The 26,045-nt window shown below is 42.0% G+C and carries 28 protein-coding genes, 1 tRNA gene and 1 other RNA gene; 5 read left to right on the top strand and 25 right to left on the bottom strand.

Features of this window, described 5'->3' with window-relative positions; genetic code table 11:
* Positions 1-93 precede the first annotated feature (93 nt).
* The 7 genes from leuS to K6V48_RS02815 all read right to left on the bottom strand — a co-directional run bounded on the left by leuS (position 94) and on the right by K6V48_RS02815 (position 9,259).
* Positions 94-2,595, bottom strand: coding sequence for a leucine--tRNA ligase (gene leuS / locus K6V48_RS02845; protein WP_222367876.1), 2,502 nt, complete (start codon positions 2,593-2,595; stop codon positions 94-96).
* Between the two features lie 139 nt (positions 2,596-2,734).
* Positions 2,735-3,577 carry a patatin-like phospholipase family protein gene (locus tag K6V48_RS02840; RefSeq protein WP_015647525.1) on the bottom strand — a complete coding sequence of 281 codons (843 nt, stop codon included), beginning with the start codon at positions 3,575-3,577 and terminating at the stop codon, positions 2,735-2,737.
* A 223-nt stretch (positions 3,578-3,800) separates the two neighbouring features.
* A complete protein-coding gene (locus K6V48_RS02835; RefSeq protein WP_222367874.1) occupies positions 3,801-5,693 on the bottom strand; it encodes a M13 family metallopeptidase in 1,893 nt (630 codons plus the stop codon).
* Between the two features lie 54 nt (positions 5,694-5,747).
* Positions 5,748-6,587, bottom strand: a complete 840-nt coding sequence (locus K6V48_RS02830) for a metal ABC transporter permease (protein ID WP_222367871.1) — start codon at positions 6,585-6,587, stop codon at positions 5,748-5,750.
* Positions 6,580-7,440, bottom strand: a complete 861-nt coding sequence (locus tag K6V48_RS02825; RefSeq protein ID WP_172041128.1) for a metal ABC transporter permease — start codon at positions 7,438-7,440, stop codon at positions 6,580-6,582. The genes K6V48_RS02830 and K6V48_RS02825 overlap by 8 nt, the downstream gene beginning before the upstream one ends.
* On the bottom strand, positions 7,433-8,203 hold the full coding sequence (locus tag K6V48_RS02820; protein ID WP_172090252.1) for a metal ABC transporter ATP-binding protein: 771 nt from the start codon (positions 8,201-8,203) through the stop codon (positions 7,433-7,435). The genes K6V48_RS02825 and K6V48_RS02820 overlap by 8 nt, the downstream gene beginning before the upstream one ends.
* A gap of 132 nt (positions 8,204-8,335) precedes the next feature.
* Positions 8,336-9,259, bottom strand: a complete 924-nt coding sequence (locus K6V48_RS02815; RefSeq protein ID WP_024403926.1) for a metal ABC transporter solute-binding protein, Zn/Mn family — start codon at positions 9,257-9,259, stop codon at positions 8,336-8,338.
* A 126-nt stretch (positions 9,260-9,385) separates the two neighbouring features.
* On the opposite strand from K6V48_RS02815, the gene K6V48_RS02810 reads away from it, so the two are divergent.
* Positions 9,386-10,045: a metal-dependent transcriptional regulator gene (locus tag K6V48_RS02810; protein WP_172016570.1), complete on the top strand. Its 660-nt coding sequence runs from the start codon at positions 9,386-9,388 to the stop codon at positions 10,043-10,045.
* A 27-nt stretch (positions 10,046-10,072) separates the two neighbouring features.
* Here K6V48_RS02810 and K6V48_RS02805 read toward each other — a convergent pair whose 3' ends face one another.
* The 5 genes from K6V48_RS02805 to K6V48_RS02785 form a co-directional block, all read right to left on the bottom strand.
* Positions 10,073-10,774 (bottom strand): ABC transporter permease, encoded by a 702-nt coding sequence (locus K6V48_RS02805; RefSeq protein WP_172016571.1) that lies wholly within the window; start codon positions 10,772-10,774, stop codon positions 10,073-10,075.
* The gene (locus K6V48_RS02800; RefSeq protein ID WP_222367867.1) at positions 10,767-11,603 is read right to left on the bottom strand and encodes an ABC transporter ATP-binding protein; all 837 of its coding nucleotides are present in this window, start codon (positions 11,601-11,603) and stop codon (positions 10,767-10,769) included. Before K6V48_RS02800 ends, K6V48_RS02805 begins: the two co-directional genes overlap by 8 nt.
* Positions 11,604-11,993: 390 nt before the next feature.
* Positions 11,994-12,179 carry a hypothetical protein gene (locus tag K6V48_RS02795; protein WP_024396731.1) on the bottom strand — a complete coding sequence of 62 codons (186 nt, stop codon included), beginning with the start codon at positions 12,177-12,179 and terminating at the stop codon, positions 11,994-11,996.
* A gap of 76 nt (positions 12,180-12,255) precedes the next feature.
* Positions 12,256-12,699 (bottom strand): D-aminoacyl-tRNA deacylase, encoded by a 444-nt coding sequence (gene dtd / locus K6V48_RS02790; protein WP_024403939.1) that lies wholly within the window; start codon positions 12,697-12,699, stop codon positions 12,256-12,258.
* 1 nt (position 12,700) lies between these two features.
* Positions 12,701-14,905, bottom strand: coding sequence for a RelA/SpoT family protein (locus K6V48_RS02785; RefSeq protein WP_024396733.1), 2,205 nt, complete (start codon positions 14,903-14,905; stop codon positions 12,701-12,703).
* 110 nt (positions 14,906-15,015) lie between these two features.
* Here K6V48_RS02785 and K6V48_RS02780 point away from each other — a divergent pair, with 110 nt between their 5' ends.
* Positions 15,016-15,552, top strand: coding sequence for a GNAT family N-acetyltransferase (locus K6V48_RS02780; protein WP_172025289.1), 537 nt, complete (start codon positions 15,016-15,018; stop codon positions 15,550-15,552).
* A 23-nt stretch (positions 15,553-15,575) separates the two neighbouring features.
* On the opposite strand, the gene K6V48_RS02775 is transcribed toward K6V48_RS02780, so the two are convergent.
* The 6 genes from K6V48_RS02775 to K6V48_RS02750 all read right to left on the bottom strand — a co-directional run bounded on the left by K6V48_RS02775 (position 15,576) and on the right by K6V48_RS02750 (position 19,726).
* Positions 15,576-16,292 (bottom strand): DUF554 domain-containing protein, encoded by a 717-nt coding sequence (locus K6V48_RS02775; protein ID WP_222367864.1) that lies wholly within the window; start codon positions 16,290-16,292, stop codon positions 15,576-15,578.
* 4 nt (positions 16,293-16,296) lie between these two features.
* A complete protein-coding gene (locus tag K6V48_RS02770; protein WP_222367861.1) occupies positions 16,297-17,043 on the bottom strand; it encodes a 16S rRNA (uracil(1498)-N(3))-methyltransferase in 747 nt (248 codons plus the stop codon).
* A 1-nt stretch (position 17,044) separates the two neighbouring features.
* The gene (gene prmA / locus K6V48_RS02765) at positions 17,045-17,998 is read right to left on the bottom strand and encodes a 50S ribosomal protein L11 methyltransferase (RefSeq protein ID WP_222367859.1); all 954 of its coding nucleotides are present in this window, start codon (positions 17,996-17,998) and stop codon (positions 17,045-17,047) included.
* Positions 17,999-18,563: 565 nt separating this feature from the next.
* Positions 18,564-18,917: an ASCH domain-containing protein gene (locus K6V48_RS02760; RefSeq protein WP_222367857.1), complete on the bottom strand. Its 354-nt coding sequence runs from the start codon at positions 18,915-18,917 to the stop codon at positions 18,564-18,566.
* Between the two features lies 1 nt (position 18,918).
* Complete coding sequence (locus K6V48_RS02755) at positions 18,919-19,389, bottom strand: DUF3013 family protein (protein ID WP_172066474.1); 471 nt, start codon at positions 19,387-19,389, stop codon at positions 18,919-18,921.
* A 1-nt stretch (position 19,390) separates the two neighbouring features.
* Positions 19,391-19,726 carry a MazG nucleotide pyrophosphohydrolase domain-containing protein gene (locus K6V48_RS02750; RefSeq protein ID WP_222367855.1) on the bottom strand — a complete coding sequence of 112 codons (336 nt, stop codon included), beginning with the start codon at positions 19,724-19,726 and terminating at the stop codon, positions 19,391-19,393.
* Between the two features lie 69 nt (positions 19,727-19,795).
* Between K6V48_RS02750 and K6V48_RS02745 the strand changes: the two genes are divergently transcribed.
* The 3 genes from K6V48_RS02745 to K6V48_RS02735 all read left to right on the top strand — a co-directional run bounded on the left by K6V48_RS02745 (position 19,796) and on the right by K6V48_RS02735 (position 21,459).
* Positions 19,796-21,073: a replication-associated recombination protein A gene (locus tag K6V48_RS02745; RefSeq protein ID WP_222367853.1), complete on the top strand. Its 1,278-nt coding sequence runs from the start codon at positions 19,796-19,798 to the stop codon at positions 21,071-21,073.
* A gap of 110 nt (positions 21,074-21,183) precedes the next feature.
* Positions 21,184-21,377: non-coding RNA, 6S RNA (gene ssrS / locus K6V48_RS02740), on the top strand.
* Between the two features lie 9 nt (positions 21,378-21,386).
* A tRNA-Lys gene (locus K6V48_RS02735) sits at positions 21,387-21,459 on the top strand.
* A gap of 387 nt (positions 21,460-21,846) precedes the next feature.
* Here K6V48_RS02735 and K6V48_RS02730 read toward each other — a convergent pair.
* The 7 genes from K6V48_RS02730 to recA all read right to left on the bottom strand — a co-directional run bounded on the left by K6V48_RS02730 (position 21,847) and on the right by recA (position 26,023).
* A complete protein-coding gene (locus K6V48_RS02730; protein ID WP_024392830.1) occupies positions 21,847-22,317 on the bottom strand; it encodes a sigma-70 RNA polymerase sigma factor region 4 domain-containing protein in 471 nt (156 codons plus the stop codon).
* Positions 22,318-22,498: 181 nt separating this feature from the next.
* Positions 22,499-22,960, bottom strand: coding sequence for a nucleotidyltransferase family protein (locus tag K6V48_RS02725; RefSeq protein WP_222367852.1), 462 nt, complete (start codon positions 22,958-22,960; stop codon positions 22,499-22,501).
* Between the two features lie 169 nt (positions 22,961-23,129).
* Positions 23,130-23,450 (bottom strand): DUF1292 domain-containing protein, encoded by a 321-nt coding sequence (locus K6V48_RS02720; protein ID WP_024392832.1) that lies wholly within the window; start codon positions 23,448-23,450, stop codon positions 23,130-23,132.
* 11 nt (positions 23,451-23,461) lie between these two features.
* Entirely contained in the window at positions 23,462-23,881 is a 420-nt protein-coding gene (gene ruvX / locus K6V48_RS02715) for a Holliday junction resolvase RuvX (protein ID WP_222367851.1), read from the bottom strand.
* Complete coding sequence (locus K6V48_RS02710; protein ID WP_024392834.1) at positions 23,881-24,147, bottom strand: IreB family regulatory phosphoprotein; 267 nt, start codon at positions 24,145-24,147, stop codon at positions 23,881-23,883. Before K6V48_RS02710 ends, ruvX begins: the two co-directional genes overlap by 1 nt.
* Positions 24,148-24,256: 109 nt before the next feature.
* On the bottom strand, positions 24,257-24,655 hold the full coding sequence (spx, locus tag K6V48_RS02705) for a transcriptional regulator Spx (RefSeq protein WP_024392835.1): 399 nt from the start codon (positions 24,653-24,655) through the stop codon (positions 24,257-24,259).
* A gap of 213 nt (positions 24,656-24,868) precedes the next feature.
* Positions 24,869-26,023: a recombinase RecA gene (gene recA, locus K6V48_RS02700; RefSeq protein WP_222367849.1), complete on the bottom strand. Its 1,155-nt coding sequence runs from the start codon at positions 26,021-26,023 to the stop codon at positions 24,869-24,871.
* Between the last annotated feature and the right edge of the window lie 22 nt (positions 26,024-26,045).

Below are 26,045 nucleotides of genomic sequence, written 5' to 3'. Positions count from 1 at the left end.
TATTTTACTACGATATTAACAAGTTTAGTTGGCTCCAACAGTCCGCGGATAGACTGTTGGAGGTTGGAGATAAACAAACAAACGAGACAATCGTTACTTGATAACGATATTAACCAGTTTGTTCGGAACACTAATCACCTTCACCACTGTTTGACCAGCGATTTCAGCTTGGACTTTTTCATCTGCAAGGGCAACTTTTTCAAGTTCAGCTGGTGCTAGATCTTTGGCTACAGTCAAGCGGGCTTTTACCTTGCCCTTGATTTGGACAACGATTTCCACTTCGCTTTCTACTAGCTTGCTTTCGTCATAGACTGGCCATGCGACATAGCTGATTGACTGGCCTGTATTTGCAAGGCCCTGCCAGAGTTCTTCTGCCAAGTGTGGTGCAAATGGGGCGATCAATTGGACAAAGCCTTTGGCGTATTCGACATAGAGCTTGTCTTCTTTGTTGGCTGCGTTGACAAAAATCATGAGCTGGGCGATAGCCGTGTTGAATTTCAGGTCTTCAATATGCTCTGTCACCGTCTTCACAGTTTCATTGTAAACTTTATCAAGCGCTCCGCTATTTTCCGCCACAAGCTCCTTGGTAGTCAAGAGGCGATAAACACGGTCAAGGAACTTACGGCTACCTTCAAGGCCTTCTTCTGACCAAGCGATTGATGCATCAAGTGGGCCCATGAACATCTCATAAACACGGAGGGTGTCCGCACCGAACTGTTCGACCACATCGTCTGGATTGACCACGTTTTTGAGGGATTTGGACATCTTAGCAGGTGCCTGCTCCAACTCCTCACCAGTTTCGATGTTGAAGAAGGAACCGTCGCGTTTTTCCACCTTGTCAGTCGCCACAAGCGCCCCACGGCTATCACGGTAGCTAGTTCCCAAAATCATGCCCTGGTTAAAGAGTTTTTGGAATGGCTCTTTAGTCGGCACAACACCGAGGTCATAGAGGAACTTGTGCCAGAAGCGAGCGTAGAGTAGGTGAAGGACTGCGTGCTCAGCACCACCGATGTAGATGTCCACTGGCAACCAAGCTTTGAGAAGATCCTCGTCTGCCAATTTCTCATCATTGTGCGGGTCGATATAGCGGAGGTAGTACCAGCTAGAACCCGCCCATTGTGGCATAGTGTTGGTTTCACGGCGACCTTTTACGCCGTCTTCACGCACCACTTCCAACCAGTCTGTCAGGTTAGCAAGCGGTGACTCCCCTGTACCTGAAGGCTTGATGTCTGAGGTTTTTGGCAATACCAGAGGTAACTCATTTTCTGGTACGGCTGTGGAAGTTCCATCTTCCCAGTGGATGATTGGAATTGGCTCACCCCAATAACGCTGACGGCTGAAGAGCCAGTCACGGAGGCGGTAAGAAATTTTCTCCTGACCGACACCATTTTCTTCCAACCAAGCCACCATTTTGGCAATAGCTTCTTCCTTGTTAAGACCATCTAGGAAGTCGGAGTTGATATGGGCACCATCTTCTGTATAAGGTGCTTCTTCTACATTGCCACCTTCCAGAACTGGAATGATGTCCAAGTTAAACTGCTTGGCAAATTCCCAGTCACGCTCGTCATGAGCAGGAACGGCCATGATAGCACCTGTTCCGTAGCTTGCCAGTACATAGTCGGCAATCCAGATTGGAATTTCTTTACCGTTGACAGGGTTGATGGCATAAGCACCAGTCCAAACACCTGTCTTGTCTTTAGCCAGGTCTGTACGAGCAAGGTCTGATTTAAGAGAGGCTTGGCGTTTGTACTCTGCCACAGCTTCTTCCTGCTCTGATGAGGTAATGCTATCCACCAAGTCATGCTCAGGGGCAAGAACTGCGTAGGTCGCACCGAAAAGGGTGTCAGGACGAGTTGTAAAGACTGTGAAGTCCTTGTCTGTGTCCTTAATTTTGAAAGTCACATTTGCACCCGTTGACTTGCCGATCCAATTGCGTTGCATATCCTTGATAGACTCTGGCCAATCAACTTCTTCTAGATCATTAAGCAGACGCTCTGCATAGGCCGTGATTTTCAGCATCCATTGACGCATTGGCTTGCGGACAACTGGATAACCACCACGTTCAGACGTTCCGTCAGGAAGGACCTCTTCGTTGGCGATAGCTGTTCCTAATTCCTCTACCCAGTTGACAGGCACTTCTGCCTCATAGGCTAGGCCTTTTTCATACAACTTGGTGAAAATCCACTGGGTCCACTTGTAGTAGTTAGGGTCGGTCGTATTGACCTCACGGTCCCAGTCGTAAGAAAAGCCAAGGGCGTTAATCTGACGTTTGAAGTTGGCAATGTTTTCTGCTGTAAAGTCAGCTGGGTCATTTCCCGTGTCCATAGCGTATTGCTCCGCTGGCAGACCAAAGGCATCCCACCCCATTGGGTGAAGAACGTTGTAACCTTGGGCACGCTTGTAACGGCTGAGAATATCTGTCGCAGTATAACCCTCTGGGTGACCAACGTGCAAGCCCGCACCAGACGGATAAGGGAACATATCTAGGGCATAAAAGTTTGGCTTGTCCGCATCTGTTCCCGTCTTAAAAGTATGATTTTTTGCCCAAAATTCCTGCCATTTGGGCTCGATTTCCTTGTGATTGTAGAAGCTCATATCATTTCTCCATGTCAATAAATTATCTTTACTATTATATCACGAAATAAGGAAAGAAAAAAGGTAGAAATAAACGCAAACTGCTGGGTATCCAGAGGAAAAAAACAAATATAATGTTGTTTTTTACATCAATCGATCATCATTTCTCCAAGTATCCCTTTAAATCCTCAATCGCTCCCATCCCATCTTGTAATCCAGCCTGGTAAATTTCTTCAAATTTTTCTGGATTCTTCTCTAAACGGCCAATTTGTAAAGCTTGATGAGGCCGGATAACATAAATCTGGCCTTCATTTTCTAGCTGGATGATTTTTTCGACAGTTTGATTATAATGTTGATACCGTTTTGATGCGACAGATACAAATTTAGGATACTTTCTATAAAACATGCGGTAAATCCGTCCGCTTGAAGCCTTTTTACGATAAGTAATTGGCTGCGTCAAGATAACAATGAGTTTGTCAAAGCCAAGACTTTTGGCAAATTCAACAGGAATAGAATCTGATAAACCACCATCTAAGTATTTTTTACCATCAACTTCGACAATTTTCGAAACGAGAGGCAATGCTGAACTGGCGCGCAACAATTCCATTTGCTCAAAGACATGATCAATTTTGTAATATTCTGGCTGACCGGTTTCAATATTGGTCACCGTCACATAGAAAGGAACTCCTGACTGCGCAAAAGCATCTTGATCAAACCTATCTAACTCCATTGGTACTTTGTAATAAGTAAAGTCTTTGTTGACCATATTTCCTGTTGTCAACCAGGATCTCAATCCCATATAATGCTTATCTTTAATAAAACGCTTATTATAGCGAATCGCTCTGCCTCTTTGTTTGGAAAGGAAATTAACGCCAAAAAGTGCTCCTGCGGAAACTGAAACGACCCCATCAACATGAATATCAGCATCTAAAAAAGCATCTAGAACACCCGCAGTATAAAGGCCTCGCATACCCCCACCTTCTAAAACTAGACCAACTTTCATCTGTAGCACCTCCTAAAATTACCTTCTATTGTAGCAAAAAATCCCGTCGAAACGAGATTTTTGCTATATGATATTCAATGAAACTTAACATCAGACTGGGTAATGCAGGCACAGCTTAGGATCTGTTCTTTTTTCTATTTCAAGGGAATTAGCTGAAAAGAACCACTAGACCCTTTTACTTAGCAAATCGAATTACCAAGGTTCGATGTTGAGTGTTACAATGTTACCAAATAATCACACGGTCTTCTTTAGCACGCCACATGCCGTCGCCTTCTTGAACGCCAAAGGTTTCATGGAATTCATCGAAGTTTGGCAACTGGATGTTGGTGCGTAGGTGACCTGGTGCATGGACATCGACACTTGCCAACATCTGCATGAACTCAGGACGGGCCTTCATTCGCCAGATACGAGCAAAGTTGGTGAAGAATTCCTCAGCGGAGAAGTCTTCTTCTGACTTGGCTGCTTCCAAGGCCGCTGCAATCCCACCAAGGTCGGCAATGTTTTCTGACATAGTCAACTTACCATTGATTTTGGCACCATAAGAATCCTGACCTTCAAACTGGTCAATAACCTGCTGGGTACGAGATTCAAAAGCTGCATAGTCTTCTTCTGTCCACCAGTTATTGAGACTACCATTCTCATCAAAGGAGGCACCATTTGAGTCAAAGGCATGGGAAATCTCGTGGGCAATAACCGCACCGATACCACCGTAGTTAGCTGATGAAGACTGCTCCAGAGAGTAGAATGGCGCCTGCAAAATGGCTGCTGGAAAGACAATCAAGTTTTTCTGTGGGTTATAGTAGGCATTGACCATGTGAGCTGGCATGCCCCATTCCTTAATGTCCACAGGCTTGTTCCACTTGCTCCAACCATGAGCAATGTCAATCTTGTTTAGTTCGATAGCATTTTCCACCAAGGACTTGCTTGGGTCAACAATCTTCTTATAATAACGCTCTGGCAAGGCTTCTGGGTAGCCAATGTAAGGCTTGATAACATTGAGTTTGACAATGGCCTTGTCACGCGTTTCTTTGGCCAACCAGTCTGCCGTTTCCAAACGAGATTTATAGACCTCAATCATCTTGGCAACTTTGGCTTCCACATCGGCCTTGGCTTCTGGTGAGAATTTTTCTCCTGCATACCAAAGACCGAGGGCCTGGTTAAAGTAGCCTTGTGCCAAGTTGTAGGCTGCTTTTTCTTGATTTTGAGCCTGCGGTGTACCAGAAAGAGCACGGCTGTAGGCTCCTGCTAGAATACGGATTTCATCCGACAGGAAGGCTGTATAAGCTCCTGCCGCTTTCAAAATCAAGGTCGCCTTCAAAAGCTCCCAATTATCCGCACTGTAAATATCCTTGGCAGCCTGCCAGAAACGTTCCTCAGGCACGATAATCTTGTCTGGCGTTTGACCTAAAATCGCTGTGAAGAAATCATCCAAAGGCAACTCTGGTGCCAAGGCAGTAAAATCTGTCCACTCGTACGGGTGGTAAAGTTTGGCGTACTCAGAACCTTCTTCATTTGACAGGACATACTTGGCAATCGTGGCATCCAGTTCCAAACGTTTGTCCAAAAGGTCCTTGATTTCTTCATCGCTGAAACCAAACTTTGGCAGGAGGGCTTCCTGGCTCTCACGCCAAGTCTTGAGCAATTCTGCACCTTTTTCATGCCCTTCTTCATAGTAGGTCGTATCTGGTAAGATAATGCCTAGAGAATCTGCCCAAAGAACATTTATTGTCGCATCCATAAAGTCAGGTGCCACACCAAAAGGCATGAGATTTGGCTTGCCGGCCAACTCAAACTCTGCCAATTTGCTGGTAAATTCTTCGAAAGAGTTGAGTGCCTTGTACTCTTCAATCAAGGCCTGAGCAGGCTCTGCTCCCAAACGGTCACGGGTTTCATAGTCGGCTACTTGTTTGTGAAAAGCCACAAAGTTTTGCAAAACGCTATCTTCTGGGACATTTTCCCCCGTCAACCAAGCATTTGTCGTATCAATCATGAGCTTTTCAATCTCGTCCGCCAAATCAGAAAAGCCACCTGTTCTTGGCTTATCGTCTGGAATCACGGCTGTTTTTGCCCATTCGCCATTGACGTATTCGTAAAAATCATCTTGTAAACGTGTCATTCTATTCTCCTTTGTATTTCATAATGATTATGATAACAAAAAATTCTGACAATTTCACTTATCAGATGACCGTGACCAAGTATTTTTTAGAATCATACTCGAGCAAACCACAAGAAGGCTGACAACGGCACAGGTCCCTGACATGGTTAAATCCAGTTGACTAGCCACTAAAAAACCAAGCACAACCGTTAGAATAGAGATACCTTGCCCTAAAAGAAGCAATTGCCAAAAGGATTTGACCCAACGTAGGGCAGTCATACTTGGTGCCACCAAGAAAACAATAACAGTCATCGAACCAATCGCTTCGAAGGCCAGAACAGTAGTTAAGGAAACTAGAATCAAAATAACCATTTCTAAAATCCTTGTTCGTAAGCCAGACAAACGAGCATGGTTGCTGTCAAATAGATATACTTGTAAACGATGGTAAGCCCAAACAAAAAATAGAACAATAACCAACCAAGCCAAACTCGACTTGACCAGACTAACAGGGAGTGACCAGGCTAGAACATCCATACGATGGAGCGGAGCAAAAAGTACTTCCCCCTGCAAAACCATATCCACATCCAAATGAACATTGCGAGCAAACAGAGAAATAAGCAAAACCGCCACCGCAAAAAAGAAAGAAAAAACTAGACCTGTTGCGGCATCATACGCTATCTTTCGACTATGCAGACGGTCAATGGCAAGAACCGATAATAACCCAAACAGACTGGCACCAACTATTAGCAATGGCGAATCCAAACTATGACTAATAAAAAATCCCAGAACAATCCCAAGCAAGACAGAATGCGATAGCGCATCTGCCAACATCGATTGATTTTTTACAACCAGTATCGAGCCGAGTAAGCCACAAGAACTAGCAATAACCATCAAAATGAGCAATACTTCAAACACGACCATTCTCCTTTCTGACATAGGTAACATACACAAATGCAGACAGGGTCAGACCTGTCAGACAGACGATAATAGTCGGTCCGGTCGACAAACCAGATACACTGGAGCTAATCCAGGTCCCTACGAAAGCCGACCCAATTGCAACGATTCCTGCCAGTAACAGACTCTTGTGATACGATTTTCCCAGCATCAAGCCAAAGACAGCTGGTGCAATCAAAAAACTACTCATCAAAATAGCTCCGACCAACTTTAATCCTACTGCAATTAGGCAAATCATCAAAAACATCGTCAACTGCTGCAAGTACTTTACACGAACACCAATAACCCTTGCAAAAGTTTGATCAAACAGATATAGCTTATAGTCTTGATAAAAGAAAGCAAACAATGCCAAAGCCAATAGAGAAATAATTCCGATGAGTATCACATCATCCAGCTGAATAAAGGCTGCCTGTCCAAATAGATAGGTTTGCAATCCAGCCTGGGAAGCCCCTGCAAAGGCTTCATTTCCCTGAATAGCATTTTTCAAGACCATTCCCAAACCAAAGAAAGACGCAGACACCAATGAAAGGGCATTGACTAGGCTGTGACCACCTTTTCGACGCAGCCAATGGACAAGTGCATAAGAAAGGTAGCATGACAACACTGCTCCTAACAGCAAGTAGAGAGGTTGTCGCGACTGAAAAATCATGAAAGAGACAATCACTCCAGGATAAGAAGCATGCCCCAGAGCATCCCCAAGCAAACTCTGTTTAGTAAGAACAGATATACTTCCGATAGTGCTGGCTGCTACAGCTAGGCTGACGGTCCCTAAAGCAACTGTCCAGAAAGAATACTCTTTGAAAACCTCAAACATGACTGCCTCCTTTGGCATTTCCTAAAAACAGCCCATTTCCTATGCCGTAGGTCGCCTGATAATTCTCACTTGTCAAAGTCTCATCCATCGGACCAGAGTCAATCACATGCTTATGAAGCCAGACAAGGTGATCAAAGTAGGCATCCAGCGTCGTTAAGTCATGATGAATGACAATGGAAGTTTTCCCTTCACATTGGAACTCCTTGAGCATATCCATGATCATGATTTCTGTTGCCTGATCAATCCCTGCTAGAGGCTCATCCATAAGATACAATTCTGCTTCCTGTGCCAGGGCTCTGGCTAGAAAGACCCGCTGACGCTGCCCACCTGAAAGCTGATCAATCTGACGATGGCGTAAATCCGTAATTTTTAACCGTTCTAGAGCCTGCTCAACAATCTGTCTATCAGCCTTAGTCGGTCTTCGAAACATTCCCTTACTATGAGCGAAGCGTCCCATCAGAACAATTTCAAAGACTGTTGCAGGAAATTGCCAGTTCACTTGACTGGATTGGGGAATATAGGCTACTTTTTGAGCAATCAACCTCTCTAGACCTGCCTCCTGACCAAGCAAGCGAACCTGCCCTGTGTCAGGTTTTTCCAACCCCAAAATGACCTTGAATAGACTGGACTTCCCAGCACCATTCGGTCCAACAATAGCCGTTCGACTCCCTCTGGGAATCACCAAATTGACATCTTCTAAAGCCATGGTCTGGCTGGCTGTATATGCTAAATTGACATCTTTTAATTCAATGATTGCTGACATATTTCCTCCCTTTGTTCTACCATCCATTCTACACTTGTAGGCGTAGTCAAATATTTTACTTTGCTATTTAAATATGATTCTCAAACCATAGCTCCAATAGATATCGTACGGTTTACGTCTCCCATAACAATTTTATTTTAGATATTTAACCATCAATGTAACATTATGTTTGTACATGTCGATAAAGGTATCTCCTTCCTCACCTTCTGGTGCCAAGGAATCTGAGAACAACTCCTTACCTTCACCAGTAACAACTTCAACCTGACCACCTTTGGCTTTTACTGCCTCTTGTAATTTCTCCATGCGTTCTGGATTAGTTGTAGACTCTGTAAAGATAGCCTTGATATTATGGTCAATGATTAGGTTAACTGTCTCAATCATGTCACTATTAGCCACTTCGGAATCCGTGCTAATTCCCTGAGGAGCATAGAGAGTGAAGTCATAACTAGCAGCAAAGTAATTAAAGGCATCATGTGGTGTTACCAAATAGCGACTTTCTTTTGGAATCACACTTAATTCTTTTTCTACCCAGGCATGCAAATCATCTAGCTGCGCTTGGTATTTTTCTGCATTTTTCTGAATCATCTCAGCTTTAGCAGGTAAGAGTTTTTGTAGTTCCTCTGAAGCTACAGCTACAGCTGACTTGTACAAGGGAATTGAAAACCAGAAGTGCGGATCGACAATCTCTTCTCCATCCTCATCCATCTTATTCAAGTCTTTTGCATTAAAGTTTTTAGAAACAGCCACTCCGGTCTTCTCCAAAGCTTCAACCATTTTACCTTCAAAGTGCAAACCGTGGTAGAGAACAAGGTCAGCCTTTTGTAATTTTGATAAATCACTAGATTTGGCTACGTACAAATGAGGGTCTTCTCCTGCTGGAATCAGCAAATCACGTTCCACCTCATCACCCGCCAACTGATAGACCATGTCATTGAGGAAGGAAGTAGTCACAGCCACTCTTGGCTTACTAGAGCCTTCTGTGGTTTGCGATGGACGACAAGCTCCTAGCCCTATTAGGGACAATAGCAGAGCAAAACTGAACAATATTTTCTTCATATAGGTTCTCCTTTTATTTTTATTAAGCATACTTAATTTAATTATTAGATTAAGTTAAATTATTGGTTTTGTCAACTGTTTTTATAAATTTTTGTTATAATATTCTTAACTAGAAAGCGAGTTCTCATGACACCAAACAAAGAAGATTATCTAAAATGTATTTATGAGTTAGGTCAATTAGACCAAAAAATTACCAATAAACTTATTGCTGAAAAAATGGCTTTTTCTGCCCCAGCCGTTTCTGAAATGCTAAAAAAAATGGTAGCTGAAGAGCTCATTTCTAAAGACGCCAAGGCAGGTTATCTCCTCAGCCAAACCGCACTTGAAATGGTATCTAGCCTCTACCGCAAGCACCGTCTGATTGAAGTCTTTCTGGTGGAACAACTCGGCTATTCTCCAGAGGAAGTCCATGAGGAAGCTGAGATTCTAGAGCACACCGTTTCAGATCACTTTATCAATCGACTAGACCTACTACTGGAACAGCCCCAAACTTGTCCTCATGGTGGAAGCATTCCTCAAGCAGGTCAGCCACTCATCGAACGCTACCAGACACGACTCTCCCAACTCACTGAAACTGGATACTACCAACTTGTCCGTATACACGACTTTTATCAGCTCCTCCAGTACTTAGAACAACATGATTTAGCTGTCGGAGATCAGCTGGTTGTAACAGATTTTGATAGTTTTGCCCAAACGATTACTATTCAGTACAAGGGCAAAGAACTCGCAGTACCCACCACTATTGCTCAACAATTATACATAGAAAAAGCCAATCGCCCCAATTAAACAGAGCGATTGGTTTTTAGTATCCAACTACTTTTTATCAGTAACTATTACCTTACTTTTCTTTATCGCAAGAACAGTGAGCACGATAAGAATTACATTCCAAAGTAACAGAATCTTAATAGAGTTATCACTCATGGAAAAATTTGTTTCAATAAAGAAATCTGTATAGGCTCCCATAAAGGTATAACTTACAACGGTTGCCACTCCTTCTTTCGCCAACGAAAACATTGGCAACAAGGCTACAATAAATGTAATAGGCAATCCATTAATTTGAGCTTTTGATTGTGTATCAGATAACAAACCAATACACATATTAATCAGCATCACCGCTACCGTGGTTAGAAACATGACTGCTATATATTCGATATAGATTCCTTCTAAATTGGCATCGGTCATCACCGGAAATAGAATCAAAGTAATCACCGTTAATATCAGTGGATGTATAAGGACAGACAGAATATATTCATGGTATCTCACGCCACTCAGCAACAGGGTTTTGAGCATGTTTTTTTCTTTCTCTTCAGCAATCATGGTTGAAATCGTCATCCCAATAGACATTGAAATTGCCATGGACAAACAGACAAACATGAGTTTCATTCCTGATGCTTCCATAAAATTTTTATAAAGTAAAACGAGCATGAATGGCAATAGAATCTGAACGGATAGATTTTTATTGCTTAATAAAATTTGATTTCTCAGCCAAATCAAGGCATTCATTCTTCTAAACATTTAGCTTCTCTCCTGTCAATTGAATAAAAATATCTTCGAGCGTTGGCTCGCATGAGTGGATGGCAATCGCGTTTGATAGGTCATTATTGGTAAAGTTTGCAAACGAAATTTCTTTTTGACTAAAATCAGAATAGGTAATTCTTACCACTTTATCCTGATTGTATCTTTGAATAATATCTCTCGGGATACCTTTTTCCACTAACCTACCTTTGTTTAGTAAGACTAACTCATCACAAAGCAGGGTAGCTTCACGCATATCGTGAGTCGTCAAGAAAATCGTTGTTCCTTGTTCTTTCAAATCCATAAGTAGGGCATGTATGGATTGAGAGGTAGTTGGATCTAACCCACTTGTTGGTTCGTCAAGAAAGAGAATTTTTGGAGCATTTAGTAATGCCCTGACAAGTAGCATGCGTTGTTTCATACCAGTTGATAACTTCTCAGCAGGTGTCTTCTTGCTATCAAACAAACCAACCTGTTTCAATAATTCATCTATTTTCCCTGCTTTCGCACCAAATAATTTTCCATACAACTGTAAATTCTTTTCCAATGATAATTTCTCATAAAAACCACTTTTGTCACTGACAATTCCAATTTCTTCTAAATCCGATGGAGTCAAATCAGAAGAATCTTTGCCTAGCAACTTGCCCTTCCCTTGGTTTGCCTTCATCTGACCTGTTAAAATATTAATCATCGTTGTTTTACCAGAACCAGACGGCCCTAAGAATCCAAAGATATTCCCCTCACGAATTTCAAAACTAATACTTTTTAAGGCAACTTTATCCCCAAATGACTTTGTAATCTTATCCGCTACAATCATAGTTTCTTTCATAACTTATCTCCTTTTCCTTAATTTATAGTCATCATTTATGAACTTTGTATAAAACAAATCAGCACAATAGTTACATTCATGTCACGAACGGTCGATATTCTGTAATGAATGACCATTTTCCACTTCAAGTTTTTCTACTAGTCATGCTTTATAGTCTTAGTATAAGTGAAAAATTAAAAAAGCAACATGACATCTATGTCAGGTTGCACAGAACGTAGACAAACTCCTAAAAATATAAAAAATTGAAGAAGTTTGTAAAAGATAGCAAGTCATTAAACTCTTAGAAACATTGATATTTCGGCGTTTCTGAGAGTTTTTTATTTTCAACATAAAGAAAAAAGATTGAAGAACATTGTCCAAAATGGACTTTTTCTTCAATCTGAAACCAGCCTACTTGGGCTGGTCTTCTTGTAGTCGCTCTTTTAGGCGACGCCGATATAAAATCTGCGAAGGGATGAAGTAAAGAAAACTCACAAGAATAATCCAGCGTTTATCCACTCCGCTAAAGAAAATCACTAGAATCAAAATAAATGCAATCGTCAAATAAAAGAAATGATTGGTGAACAATTTTTTCATAGCCAGCCTCCATAACTACCTTTCGACATTAGTATATCAAAATAGAGATAGAGAGTACAGACTATTTCTGAAATTCTTACCTGTTTTTTGTATCTAAGATAATGGTAACCGGTCCATCATTGACTAGACTGACCTGCATATCAGCCCCAAAAACACCCACCTCGACTGGTACAAATTCAGACAAGGCCTGATTAAACTCATCATAGAGTTGGCTGGCCAGAGCAGGTGCTGCCGCTCCTGTAAATGCAGGGCGATTACCTTTTTTTGTATCCGCAAAAAGAGTAAATTGAGAAATGGATAATATCTTGCCCTCCACATCTTGAACAGACTTGTTCATCTTACCTGCCTCATCTGAAAATATCCGCATATTAACGATTTTTCGCACAGCATAATCCAAATCTTCTTGACCATCTTCCGGACCAATACCGACCAAAAGAAGAAGGCCTTGCTTGATCTGCCCATGTACCATTTCTTCGATAGTCACACTGGCTTGAGAAACACGTTGTAATACTATTTTCATCTTATCCGTTGGTCCTTTTCACTGAATAAACTTCTGGAACCGACTTAATCTTGTCAACCAAACTTGTCAAGGTTGCCAAATTGGAAATCCCAAAGGATACATGGATCGTCGCAAATTTCATATCCTTAGTTGGTTGTGCATTAACGGACGAAATGTTTTTGCTAGCATTAGTCAATACTTTCAAAACATCATTGAGAAGTCCCGAACGATTCAGTCCATAAATATCAATATTGGCCATGTACTCTTTTGTTGAATTATCATCTTCCCAGTCAACATCAATTAAGCGCACATCGTAATTTTCTTGACTCTTAAGGTTCATACAGTCCACACGATGAACAGCCACCCCACGCCCCTTGGTGATATAACCAACAATTTCATCACCCGGTACTGGATTACAACATTTGGCAATCCGAATCAGCAAGCCAGAAGCGCCCTCGATAACCACACCACCCTCGTGTCGGATTTTTAAACTGTCTTTATTGTCGTGTTTGACCTCTCCACCATTAACCAGTTCATCTGCGACCGCTTTTGCCTTGGCACGTTCGGCCTCACGACGTTCCTTTTCTGTCAAACGATTGAAGATTGACACAGCAGAAACTTCTCCAAAACCGACTGCCGCATAAAGTGCCTCGTCTGTTTTATAGCTGGTCTTTTGCAAAACTTCATCCATGTGACGACGATCTAAATACTGGTTCGGAACGTAGCCATTTTCTTGAAGCAAGCTTTGAAGCATCTCACGTCCTTTGGAAACCGATAATTCCTTATCTTGATTTTTAAAGAACTGCTTGATTTTGTTACGGGCTTTATGGGTTTTTACAAGATTAACCCAGTCACGACTCGGACCAAAGGAATTGGCTGAAGTAATAATTTCTACCTGATCCCCTGTTTTGAGTTTGGTTGTCAGAGGGACCATGCGACCGTTGACTTTAGCACCTGTCGCTCGCTCACCTACCTTGGTATGAATTTCATATGCGAAGTCGATTGGCACAGAGTCCTTAGGCAGTTCACGTACCGCACCATCAGGAGTGAAGACATAAATTCGTTCTGTAAAAATGTCTTCTTTGACAGAATCTACAAAGGTTTGTGCATCTCCACCAGCACCTTCTTGAAGTTCGATCAAATTATTAATCCAACGCAATTCTTTTTCAGAAGCGGTTGCCTTACCACCACGCTTATAGGCCCAGTGTGCTGCAACCCCGTACTCTGCAACTTGGTGCATCTCTACAGTACGAATTTGAAATTCGATTGGACCTTTAGGCCCATATACAGTCGTATGAATGGATTGGTAACCATTAGCTTTCTGATTTGCGATGTAATCTTTAAATCTTCCTGGCATTGGTTTCCACAACTCATGTATGTAACCTAGCATCGCATAAACATCACTTTGAGTATCCATGATACAACGAATAGCAGTCAAATCGTACAACTCATCAAAACGCTTCCTCTTATCATGCATTTTTCGATAAATAGAATAAATATGCTTTGGACGACCATAGATTTGTCCGTGAAGATGGCGTTCCTCTGTATACTCTCGCAGTTTGTTGACGACTTCAGTCACTAATTCCTCACGCTCACGGCGCTTCTCACGCATCATATGCGTAATTTTATAAAATTCAACTTCATTGAGATAGCGGAAAGACATGTCCTCCAATTCCCACTTAATGGAAGAAATACCTAAGCGGTGAGCAAGAGGTGCATAGATTTCCATTGTTTCACGTGAAATACGTTCCTGCTTGTCCTTGCGCAAGTGCTTAAGAGTCCGCATGTTGTGTAAGCGGTCAGCGAGTTTTACCAAAATCACCCGCATATCTTGAGACATAGCAATTAACATATTTCGGTGGTTTTCTGCTAGTTGTTCTTCATGAGATTTATATTCAACCTTACCCAGTTTGGTCACACCGCCGACAATATGGCGGACTTCCGGGCCAAATTCAGCTTCCATCTCATCCAAGGTCACCTCTGTATCTTCAACCACATCATGTAAGAAACCACATGCAACCGTCACAGCATCTAGCTTGAGACCTGCTAAAATACCTGCCACCTGAATAGGGTGTACAATATAGGGCTCACCTGATTTACGAAATTGTGTTTTGTGCGCCTCTGTAGCAAAATCTAACGCTTTTTTGACAAAGGCAACATCCTCTTCCGGTAAGTAGGTGGCCGTTAAGGCAACCACTTCCTCCCCAGTATAATTTATTTCTTTCATGTCATTACTCTTCCTCTTATATTTCCTACTATTTTACCATTTTCATGGAAAAAGAAAAAGGATAGCGCTGAAAGGTTTGAGAAAGTCTACTTTTCAGATATACTATCTTTATGACTAATACATTATTTGACACTATTCCATTTCTTGACCACCCTCCGATTTTACTACGACACATCCAAGAAAGTGATCTAGACAATCTTTGGGAAATCTATTCCAATCCCCTTCATTTCCAATACACTCCTAACACATCAACTAAAAGTAAAGAAACCCTTCGCAAACGAATTAGTCATTTCCAACGTGATTTTAATAAGAAAAAAAGATTGTTTTTAGGACTAGAATTTCAAGGAAAATTGATTGGCGTCTTGGAAGTTTTCGACTACAAAAAACGAACTGCGTCGGTGACCATTGGCTACCGTCTTCATCATGCTTTCTGGAATCAAGGTCTGGCTAGCCGAGCAGTCAGTCTGCTCTGCCATTTCCTACTAGAAGAATGTCCGATAACAACAATCGTCGCCTTTGTCCTGCCAGAAAACTGTGCTTCTCAGCAGGTACTCTTGAAAAATGATTTTCAACAGGTCGGGCAAGTCGAGGAGGTCTGGAAGGGCTTGGGGCAGGTCAGCCTCTTGCAATTTGAACGAAAACAGTAAAAACCAGGGGAATCCTGGTTTTCTTATGCAAAATAGCCCCAAATCACAGCAATGAGAATAGCTGGCAACATATTGGTCACGCGGATTTTTCGATCCCAAACAATATTAACTCCGACACAAAAAATAAGAACGGACCCTATTAGAGAAAGGTTCGCAAGTGCTTGATCCGTCATAATCGGTTCAATCAAACGTGCCAAAATCGTTACTGAGCCCTGGAAAAAGAAGACGGGTACAGCCGAAAACCCTGCTCCCTTACCTAAACTAGAAGTCATAATCAAAATAATTATAAAATCCAAAATGCTTTTAATAGCTAATAATCGGTAATCTCCCGTCAAACCATCTTGAATAGAACCAATAATGGCCATAGCTCCAATACAAACAGTCAAGGAAGCTGTCAAAAAGGCATCTAAAAACTGAGAATCTTGACTATTTCCCGATTTTTCACGGAGCCAAACACCAAGTTGCTCAAACCAACCTTCGATATGGAGTACTTCCCCCACCAAGGTTCCTAACGCCAAACTAATGACCAGAAGCATACTATTCTGACTTGTGATCTGACCATCTACAACTGTCAGTAACCCCTCTAAACTACCAGAAATCCCCAGAAAAAGAACAGCAACACCACTCGCCATCGTCAACCCCGACTGATGCCGTTCTTTTAGTAAATGCCCAAACCAAGATCCTAGCAAACCTGCTAGGGCAATGGCCGCCGTATTGATAATCGTACCTAAGGCAAACATGAATCTACCTCAACAATTCCGTTACGTAGCTAATAGCAGAAAGGGCGTAGAGTGGAGCCGTCTCCGCTCGTAAGATACGCGGTCCTAGACCTGTCTTGACCGCTCCTGCTCCTTCAAATGCGGCTACTTCCTCAGGCGATACGCCGCCTTCTGGACCGATGATAACCAGAACTGATTGTCCAGCTTCTAAGCCAGACAAGATTTTTACTAGGTTGGCTTGTTCGCCCTCTTTTGCAGCCTCTTCGTAGGCTAAGATAATCTGGTCAAAACCTGCTAGTTGAGCTAGGAAATCCGATTTTTTCTCAAATAAACGAACAGCTGGAATGCGATTGCGTTTGCTCTGCTCGGCTGCGCCTTGGGCGATTTTTTCTAGCTTCTCTGCTTTTTTACCTAATTTTTTACCGTCCCATTTGACCACAGACCAGTCAGCTGGAAAGGCCCAGAGGGCTGTCATGCCTAATTCCGTTGCCTTTTGGGAGACAAATTCGAGCTTATCTCCCTTGGGAAAGCCCAGAGCAATGGTAACGGAAACAGGTAATTCGACGTTGTCTGCCGATGCTTCAATAATTTCAACAGATTGGCTCTGGCTGTCTACTACCCGTGCCAAGCGTTTAATCCCGTCGTCAAAGACTAGGACAATCTGGTCATCTGCCTGCAATCGCATAACAGAAAACATATGCTTGGCGGTGTCCTTATCGCTAATCTGGAACATGCCCTGCGGCGCTCTGCCATTGACAAAATACTGCTGCATCTTAGCCTCCAATCACACCTGATCGGTCAGCCGTCTTCTTAAAGACGCAGCAATTCCACTCGCCCTGCATCATGTGAGTCTCAAGGAGGAAGCCAGCCGCCTCCGCAGATGCTCGCACCATGTCCCACTTGTCCGCGATGATGCCGCTCATAATCAGGTAGCCCTCGTCCTTGACCAGACGGTAGGCATCCTCGGTCAGATGGATGAGAATGTCCGCCAAGATGTTGGCAACGATAACTTCCGCTTCAATGTCTACGCCACGAAGCAAATCGCCCGCTGCAACATGAATATTGCTAGTATTGGCGTTAAGGTCAATATTTTCCTGAGCTACACGCACCGCCACCTCATCCAAGTCATAGGCATAAATCTTCTTGGCACCTAGGAGGGAGCTAGCAATGGAAAGGACACCTGAACCTGTGCCGACGTCGATGACCGTTTCACCACCACGCAGGACCTGAGAAAGAGCAAAAAGGCTCATCTTGGTCGTCGGGTGGGTTCCTGTACCGAAAGCCATGCCTGGATCCAAGCGGATAATCTTCTCCCCAGCTGTCGCCTCATAGTCCGTCCAAGACGGCACAATGGTCAAATCGTGGGTAATGCGAGCTGGCTCATAGTATTTCTTCCAGTTGTCCGCCCAGTCTTCCTCTGCCAATTCCTGACTTTCTAGGCTGACCTGACCAATCTCCAAGCCAAAGCCTGTCAAATCCGCCATGCGAGTCGCCAAGTCTGCCTTAACTTCCTCAATATCTACAGTATCAGGATAATAGGCCGTAATCGCAATCATATCTGACTGCTCCACCTCGGGATAGAGTTCACCAAAACGGTCCTCCTGTCCCACATAGTCAGCCGAGTCGCTAATGGCTACCCCCTGACTGCCCGTTTCAATCATCAGATTTGAAACTGCTTCTTCTGCATCACGATGCACGTGAATCGTTAATTCTTGCCATGAGTTCATGTTTGTTTCCTTTTCTTTTCTATGCGTCAATCACTGTATTATTGTACCGATTTCTAGCCCATTTTACAAGTTAATGTTATAAGGTAAGTAAAATCAAAATAATTTTCGAATAAATGAAATGACAGGAAAATCTGAGCGGTGGTTCTGATTTCTGAAAGGTGGTGGTGCCTATGCAAATAGACACAAAAGCCAACGGAAAGGCTAGCCCATGCCAGACGGTAAGTAAACTTACTCATCTGGCAACGACAAATCCTATAAGATTTGTCTAGGGCACGCACTAGCTCGAGTTTTGAAAAATATCGTTTCAAAACTCTCACGTCGGAAATCTCTGGATTTATATTTATCAAATTTATTTGTAAATATGCTTGGTTTGATCATTACAATCATCGTAACCATGCTAGATAAAAAATAGACCGCCCCAGATTTCAAGCTGGCGGTCTATTTTGTCCAAAAGCTGAACCATCGTTATGGTCCTGTCAGGGCGTTGAGCTGGAACTCAACGCCTTTTCTATTTTTATAATAGCAAAAGTTTCGCCCGCAGTCAAGCAACAGAGAAAATGGAATGTCAAATAGAATCTATTACCCTCAATTCTATACCAACTGCTCCGTACTGTTCTAATTGTTCTCGTGAATAGTAATCTTCCATATCTTCGGGTTTCGTGCCTCTGATACTGTTTTGCGTATACCCACAAGACAATAAATCCAGTTCTTTGTATAACTGAGCAAAATTATCAAATATGTGAAGATCTAATACTTGCACCTCGATCGTTTGCGTCTGATTTTCTGTACAATAAAAACGGATGCGATCTCCAATTTGTATATACTTGCGCTTCTCATCATAAAGTTGTAGCTCAATGGTCTTCTGACCAGACTTCATCATTTCAAAAGGTTTTGGAGCCAGTAACATTTCATGAACCAACTCAATACCTCGGATATGGGTAAAATTCTCCCTCCAACAAGTCTGCTCTGCCTTTTTCAAAAGCCTCTCCGTCCCAAGAAATCGCAAAATCTTGGGCTTCTGGGTCCGCCAAAAAGTCCATGAGGTCGTCTAAACCTTGGTCGGCGGTGTCCTTGAGAAAACCTGCGAAGTAGGCCAGAAACTCTGCTGAAAAGCCCTTCTTGGCGTCAAATGGCAGAGCGACCAGATAGTCTTCCTCGTCAAAGCGAGACTTGTCCTGGTTGTAAAAAAGGACATACTCCTCTAGGAAAATATCCTCCGCAGAAGCATTGCCTTCGTCGTCCACCGTTTCAATCCCAGCCGTATTTTGTGCTTCCAAGATGAAAGCCAACTCAACTGCGTGGTTTTTCTTGTCCCAGTTAAGCTCATAATCGTAGGTAAAATGTTTATCCAATGCTGCTTCCAGCACATCTAAAAAGCCATGTTTCGCCATTTTATTTCCTCTTTTCTATAAATTCCAATAAATTTATTTCTCGACCGTATTTGACGGAAGCCCGCTCGTCTTTCTCCAAAATGGACTTGGTTAAATCTAGTTGATTCACCGCTGCTAAGGCTACAGCATAGTGAATAACGTCAGCTAATTCTTCTACCAAACGAGCAGAGCTGTCGTCTTCGCTATCCACCATCTTGCGGCCTGCACGTTGATTCAGTAGCTCTGCCACTTCACCAATTTCTTCCACTAATTTCATAAAGAGACTTTGCTCTGGAACTGTCGTCCCATAGTGGTCACGCAAGTATTCTTCCAAAACACTCACCGTCAACTCCGTCATCTTCGTTTCTCTCCAAATCTTAAAATTGTAGTATAATGATTATACCATAAATGTACTGAAAGGAAGCCTATGCCAGCCAATCTCGCCCTTCGTATGCGGCCCAAATCCATTGATGAAGTCATCGGTCAGGAACACCTGGTCGGCCCTGGAAAGATTATCCGTCGCATGATTGATGCCAATATGCTGTCGTCCATGATTCTCTACGGTCCGCCAGGGATTGGCAAGACCTCGATTGCGTCCGCCATTGCTGGTACGACCAAGTATGCCTTTCGAACCTTTAATGCCACGACAGACAACCAAAAACGCCTACAGGAAATCGCTGAAGAAGCTAAATTTTCTGGTGGCCTGGTCCTCATGCTCGATGAAATCCACCGCCTCAACAAGACCAAACAGGACTTCCTGCTTCCTCTTTTGGAAAATGGCAATATCATCATGATTGGGGCAACGACGGAAAATCCATTTTTCTCAATTCTGCCTGCCATTCGCAGTCGGGTGCAGATTTTTGAATTGCAGCCTTTGCAAACCAGTCACATCCGACAAGCCCTGGAACTGGCTCTGACAGACAGCGAACGTGGCTTTGACTTCCCTATTACCATTGAGCCTGAGGCTCTAGACTTCCTAGCCAACGCCACCAACGGTGATTTACGTGCTGCCTATAATTCGCTAGAATTGGCTGTGCTTTCGACCAAGGAAAGTGATGATGGTAGTCGCCACATTGACCTAGATGCTGTGGAAAATAGCCTGCAAAAGTCCTACATCAGCATGGACAAGAACGGCGATGCCCACTACGACATTCTCTCCGCCCTGCAAAAATCTATTCGGGGTAGTGATGTCAATGCCAGCCTCCACTACGCCGCTCGTTTGATTGAGGCTGAAGACCTACCTAGCCTGGCCCGTCGCTTGACGGTCATTGCCTATGAAGACATTGGCTTGGCCAATCCAGAGGCACAGATTCATACAGTGACTGCCCTTGAAGCCGCCCAAAAAATCGGCTTCCCAGAAGCACGGATTTTGATTGCCAATGTGGTCATTGATTTGGCTCTCTCGCCCAAGTCTAATTCTGCCTATCAGGCTATGGATGCAGCTCTGGCTGATTTGCGGAAAAACGGCCATCTGCCCATTCCAAATCATCTTCGGGACGGTCACTATGCCGGTAGTAAGGAGCTGGGAAATGCTATTGGCTACCAGTATCCGCATGCCTATCCTGAAAAATGGGTGGACCAACAATACCTGCCCGATAAGTTACTGAATGCAGACTACTTTACCGCCAATGACACCGGTAAATACGAGCGTGCCTTGGGTATGACCCAAGAAAAGATAAAAAATTTGAAAAAAAATAATAGATAAAACCTTGATAACACAAGGTTTTTAACCAATAACGTGTTGGTAACGCTTACATTTTTTAATTTTTTCTCTTGATTTTTCTAAAAAAAGTGGTAAGATTAGATTATAGATAAGAACTGCTGTGGTATACGAATTCATACCTATGTGTTGACCGACTATTTTTGTATTATTAGGGAGACAAAGATCCTCTGACAGTATGCAAGCTGGCACACCCAGAAGCAACTAAGTCAGAAACGCGTCACCCACCTGCTTCTAGCGTGCGGGATCAATACAAATCATGGATAACCGGTACCAATACAGCATTTTTATTTTTTATCCTTCCTTAGCTCAGCTGGCAGAGCAGCGGACTCTTAATCCGTGGGTCGTAGGTTCGATCCCTACAGGGAGGATTGGTTGATATGTGGGAAACCACCTGTCCGAAGGGGCAGGTGGTTCCTTGCGTAAAAAACAAAAATTCAGTCACAAAGAATCGATATTGCTTCATTCAAAGTAAATATGTAATTAATTTAGATGAATCACCTTGTTTCTTTTAGCAATCGGAGGCTGGGCTTTTGGGAGAGCTCGTCAGTAGAGCGCATCCGTTTTGTCTTTGATTATTAAAATCAATAAGTCGTAAACCAAAAGCCCTTGCTAAGATTCTTGACTTAGCGAGGGCTTCTTGTTCATTTTTATTATTCAATGGAGAAACTGTCATAGACATCTCACATAGCCTATCATGGTATTTTACACGTCCTAAGTTGATAGAAAAAATGCATACTATCCAGTCTTGACCTAGCTTATTTAAAATCTGCTAAATAGTCTTGCAAATCACGAATCATTTGTTTTCGGCCACTAAAACTCTGCCCTGCCATCAATTTTTCGTATTGCTCTAGTTGTTCTGAATTTAACTGTTGCCGATAAGACTGTAACATATCTTGCAGAAGAATAAATTCATCGTTAACCAGTCCAGGTGATTTCACAACATGGGATAGGTCATGGATGTCTTCATGTGCCATTCTGTCAAATTTTCTTTTATAACTTTCTTGCTTGCGTATAACATCCTTTATATGATTTCTAAATTTTACTTTAAAATATACATATAATTTTTCTTTATCATCATATAACTGGGGTTGTTTTTCTAATAATTCATATAATACCATCATTCCTTCTTGATCCCAGTCTGACTTTTCCCATAACTTGATATAAAATTCTTGACGAGCCTTATGTACAATACCACTAACCTTTGCATAAGTTTGTTCAAATTTCATAAACTATTAACCTCTTAGTTTTTTCTTAATTCGTTGGCTATAGTTTATCGAAAACAAGCAATACTTTACATGACATTTATGTCCTCTTTTTAGAATGTGGTCATTTTGCTCTCATCATTCAAGCAACGCGAATATACATTTGGATAAATAAAAAAAGGCCAAATAGAACTTATCTATTTAGCTATTCTTCAAATGAAATGATCATTTGCGGCCATTTGTAATCCCAGTTCTTCTTAGAAGCTCTCGTTTTATACAGCTGCATACGGTTTTTGTCCGCTAAAAAATGAGGGGTAGGCCGTACTCTATATTGATAGATATCCTCCAGTCCAAATGGGGCGAACAATTCCATGGTTCCCTCTTTTAGCAGTCGTACACCAACAGCTGTACATCTTTCTGGAAATTTTTCAATTGCATCTTTTGATGACTGGTAAGGAAGACTGTTCGGACTGTGAATATGCATAAAGACCTGATTTTTTAATTCCCATTTATATTGTGGATACATATAATACAAATGGTTCTCTATTTCTAAAGTTTTTTCAGAGGATATTCCTTCGTCAAAGAATACAATATCAACATCAGTTGTCTTATCAAAATGGTATTGATTCCAGATGAAATTACGAATCGTCCCAGACTGTTGTTCCACTCCACTGGACCTTAATTCGCTTTCTTGTTTTCAGGCTCATGATACATTCCTCGCCTTACTGTTTCTTAGCTCGGGCTGGAACAGTCTCTTCCCAGACTGTTCCACTCCACTGGACCTTAATTCGCTTTCTTGTTTTCAGGCTCATGATAAAAAGGTCCACTGGACCTTTTTATTCCTCTTCCATAAAGCTGTTGAAGACTTCTTCAATCATATCCCATTCTGCTGTTGCGTCTTCTGGAATTGGTTGCAAGTCTCCTTCTGTGCCGTTCTCATTTTCAATGTATGAGTAGGCTTGGATTTCAACTTCTCCGTTCTCATCTTCTTCTGCACTAGCAGGAATCAGGAGGACGTAGTTCTTTCCAAATTCTTCCTGACCGTCAATTGTCAACAAGATTTCAAAAAGTGTTTCATTACCTTGATCGTCTACTAAAGTAATCAATTCAGGTTCGTCGTGATTATGGTCATGTTCATGATCGTGATGGTGTGCCATAGGTGTCTCCTTTAAAATGTTCTATCTAAATAATTTTGCAAAATCAGCTGAGCTGCTAATTTGTCAATAACTTTTTTACGTTTTCCTCGACTAATGTCTGCTTGTTCAATTAGCATTCGCTCTGCTGCAACAGTTGTCAACCGTTCGTCCTGATATTCTACTGGAAGTTTGTATCGCTCAGTTAATAAATCACCGTAAGCTTGACTAGCTTCTACTCGAGGGCCACTTGTGTTATTCATATTCTTTGGTAAGCCAACAACAAACTTATCAACCTTGTATTGTTCAACAAGCTCTGTCAAACGTTCCAAGCCAAATTCACCCTTGTCTTCATCAATCGGAATGATTTCCAAACCTTGAGCTGTAAAACCTAATGGATCTGAAATAGCGACCCCTACAGTTTTAGAACCAACATCTAATCCCAATATTCTCATTAAAGGTCTATCCCATTCCCTTTCAGGTAATAGCGTACCAATTCCTCAATGATTTCATCACGTTCATGCTTACGAATCTGGTTACGCGCGTCATTATAACGCGGAATATAAGCAGGGTCCCCGCTCAATACATAACCGATGATTTGGTTAATTGGATTGTAGCCCTTCTCTTCCAAAGAACGATAAACACTAATCAATGTTTTGCTGATTTCCTGCTTATCTGTATCATCTAGACGAAAACGGACAGTTTCTTCCGTGAATCCCATACTTACACCTTCTTTCATTCTATGGTCTAGTCATTATACCATATTTGAACATTTTTCTCAAATAAATAAACGAAGAGAACCCTTTATTTTAGAGCTCTCTCAACACAATTTATAAAGCTGCTCTCATGCGGGCCTGTGCATTCTCAACATTTCTTACAGAACGAGGTAAAAATGCACGGATATCATCTTCCTTATAGCCAACTTGGAGTCTTTTCTCATCAATTAATATTGGACTTTTTAAAATGCGAGGATTAGAGGTAATCAAATCGATTACTTCGTTCACACTTAACTCCTCAATATCAAAATCTAAACTTTTTGCATAACGATTTTTCGAAGATACAATGCTTGCAATCCCATTTTCAGTCTTTGTTAAGATGTTAAGAATTTCTTCTTTTGTAATTGCCTCTTTTCCCAAATTGTGTTCATTATAGGATAGTTGATGTGCATTCAACCAATTCTTTGCTTTTTTACAAGAGGTACAACTAGATACTGTATAAATTTTTATCATGTAGTCACTCCTTTGCTACATTTTATTAAGCACATTATATTACATTATACCATATAAATACTCAGTCTGTAGACCTATTTTTTAGAAAAACTCAAAATTTATTGGCGAAAATTCGGAAATCCCAACTAAAATTCCTCAAAATATACGTTTCTTTCGTGGTTATTCACCTAAAAAAGAGAAAAGGGAGAAATCTTTCCCTCCCATTTCAACATCCTAATCTTCTAACTCAATGCCACCATCTAGATCAAGTACAACATCTTGTATATCTTCAACAGCAATCGTCTTTTCTTCTGCTTCCACTACTTCTTGTTCTTCATCTGCTTCAATCAATCCATAATGAACACGAATCTTGCGGTCAATTTCATCAAAGATTGCTGGATTATCTGCTAAGAATTTCTTAGCATTTTCAGAACCTTGGCCAATTTTTTCTCCATTATATGAATACCAAGCACCTGCTTTTTGGATGATGCCGAGGTTGCTACCAATCTCAATCAATTCACCTGTGCGAGAAATTCCTTCACCGTACATGATTTCAACAACAGCTTCTTTAAATGGTGGAGCCACCTTGTTCTTCACAATCTTCACCTTGGTTTCCTTACCAACGTTTTGATCTTTCTTGTCGCCTGTCCCTTTGATTTGTGTGTTTCCACGAACATCCATACGGACAGATGCATAGAATTTAAGCGCACGTCCACCAGGTGTTGTTTCAGGGTTACCAAACATGACACCGACTTTTTCACGCAACTGGTTGATGAAAATAGCTACTGTCTTAGTTTTGTTGATGGATGCTCCGAGTTTGCGCATGGCCTGACTCATCATACGAGCCTGCAAACCAACATGACTATCACCAATATCGCCATCGATTTCTGCACGTGGTACAAGGGCTGCAACCGAGTCAACAACAACCAAGTCAACCGCGCCAGAATCAATCAACTTACCTGCAATCTCAAGACCTTGTTCACCTGAGTCTGGTTGCGACAAAAGTAATTCATCAATATTTACCCCTAGGGCTGCTGCATAGGCTGGATCCAAAGCATGTTCTGCATCAATAAAGGCTGCAATTCCACCTTCTTTCTGTGCTTGAGCCACAGCATGAAGAGCAACTGTTGTCTTACCTGAACTTTCTGGACCATAAATTTCAATGATACGCCCTTTGGGATAACCACCTGCCCCAAGCGCAATATCAATAGACAGACTACCTGAGCTCATAACTTGAACCTTTTGCTCTGCACGTTCACCGAGACGCATAACAGCACCCTTACCAAAATCTTTTTCAATGGATTTCAGTGCATCATCCAGCGCTTTTTTACGTTCATCTCCAAATTTTTTTGTAATATCTTCTAGTTTTTTTCCTGGTTTCTTAGCCAATGATTTTCTCCTCTTTTCTTAG

It is taken from the genome of Streptococcus suis (genome assembly GCF_019794555.1).
Taxonomy (GTDB): Bacteria; Bacillota; Bacilli; order Lactobacillales; family Streptococcaceae; genus Streptococcus; species Streptococcus suis_AB.
This window is presented reverse-complemented; position numbering and strand designations above follow the sequence as displayed.

Coding starts and splice junctions, on each gene's coding strand:
- K6V48_RS02720 (WP_024392832.1), bottom strand. CDS start 23,450: ATGGCACACCATCACGATCATGAACATGACCATAATCACGACGAACCT.
- K6V48_RS02795 (WP_024396731.1), bottom strand. CDS start 12,179: ATGAAAAAATTGTTCACCAATCATTTCTTTTATTTGACGATTGCATTT.
- K6V48_RS02835 (WP_222367874.1), bottom strand. CDS start 5,693: ATGACACGTTTACAAGATGATTTTTACGAATACGTCAATGGCGAATGG.
- K6V48_RS02805 (WP_172016571.1), bottom strand. CDS start 10,774: ATGTTTAGAAGAATGAATGCCTTGATTTGGCTGAGAAATCAAATTTTA.
- K6V48_RS02750 (WP_222367855.1), bottom strand. CDS start 19,726: ATGACGGAGTTGACGGTGAGTGTTTTGGAAGAATACTTGCGTGACCAC.
- dtd (WP_024403939.1), bottom strand. CDS start 12,699: ATGAAAATAGTATTACAACGTGTTTCTCAAGCCAGTGTGACTATCGAA.
- K6V48_RS02810 (WP_172016570.1), top strand. CDS start 9,386: ATGACACCAAACAAAGAAGATTATCTAAAATGTATTTATGAGTTAGGT.
- K6V48_RS02800 (WP_222367867.1), bottom strand. CDS start 11,603: ATGAAAGAAACTATGATTGTAGCGGATAAGATTACAAAGTCATTTGGG.
- K6V48_RS02780 (WP_172025289.1), top strand. CDS start 15,016: ATGACTAATACATTATTTGACACTATTCCATTTCTTGACCACCCTCCG.
- K6V48_RS02825 (WP_172041128.1), bottom strand. CDS start 7,440: ATGTTTGAGGTTTTCAAAGAGTATTCTTTCTGGACAGTTGCTTTAGGG.
- prmA (WP_222367859.1), bottom strand. CDS start 17,998: ATGAACTCATGGCAAGAATTAACGATTCACGTGCATCGTGATGCAGAA.
- K6V48_RS02785 (WP_024396733.1), bottom strand. CDS start 14,905: ATGAAAGAAATAAATTATACTGGGGAGGAAGTGGTTGCCTTAACGGCC.
- ruvX (WP_222367851.1), bottom strand. CDS start 23,881: ATGAGAATATTGGGATTAGATGTTGGTTCTAAAACTGTAGGGGTCGCT.
- K6V48_RS02755 (WP_172066474.1), bottom strand. CDS start 19,389: ATGGCGAAACATGGCTTTTTAGATGTGCTGGAAGCAGCATTGGATAAA.
- K6V48_RS02820 (WP_172090252.1), bottom strand. CDS start 8,203: ATGTCAGCAATCATTGAATTAAAAGATGTCAATTTAGCATATACAGCC.
- K6V48_RS02815 (WP_024403926.1), bottom strand. CDS start 9,259: ATGAAGAAAATATTGTTCAGTTTTGCTCTGCTATTGTCCCTAATAGGG.
- K6V48_RS02710 (WP_024392834.1), bottom strand. CDS start 24,147: ATGGGATTCACGGAAGAAACTGTCCGTTTTCGTCTAGATGATACAGAT.
- K6V48_RS02775 (WP_222367864.1), bottom strand. CDS start 16,292: ATGTTTGCCTTAGGTACGATTATCAATACGGCGGCCATTGCCCTAGCA.
- leuS (WP_222367876.1), bottom strand. CDS start 2,595: ATGAGCTTCTACAATCACAAGGAAATCGAGCCCAAATGGCAGGAATTT.
- spx (WP_024392835.1), bottom strand. CDS start 24,655: ATGATAAAAATTTATACAGTATCTAGTTGTACCTCTTGTAAAAAAGCA.
- K6V48_RS02770 (WP_222367861.1), bottom strand. CDS start 17,043: ATGCAGCAGTATTTTGTCAATGGCAGAGCGCCGCAGGGCATGTTCCAG.
- K6V48_RS02840 (WP_015647525.1), bottom strand. CDS start 3,577: ATGAAAGTTGGTCTAGTTTTAGAAGGTGGGGGTATGCGAGGCCTTTAT.
- K6V48_RS02730 (WP_024392830.1), bottom strand. CDS start 22,317: ATGAAATTTGAACAAACTTATGCAAAGGTTAGTGGTATTGTACATAAG.
- K6V48_RS02745 (WP_222367853.1), top strand. CDS start 19,796: ATGCCAGCCAATCTCGCCCTTCGTATGCGGCCCAAATCCATTGATGAA.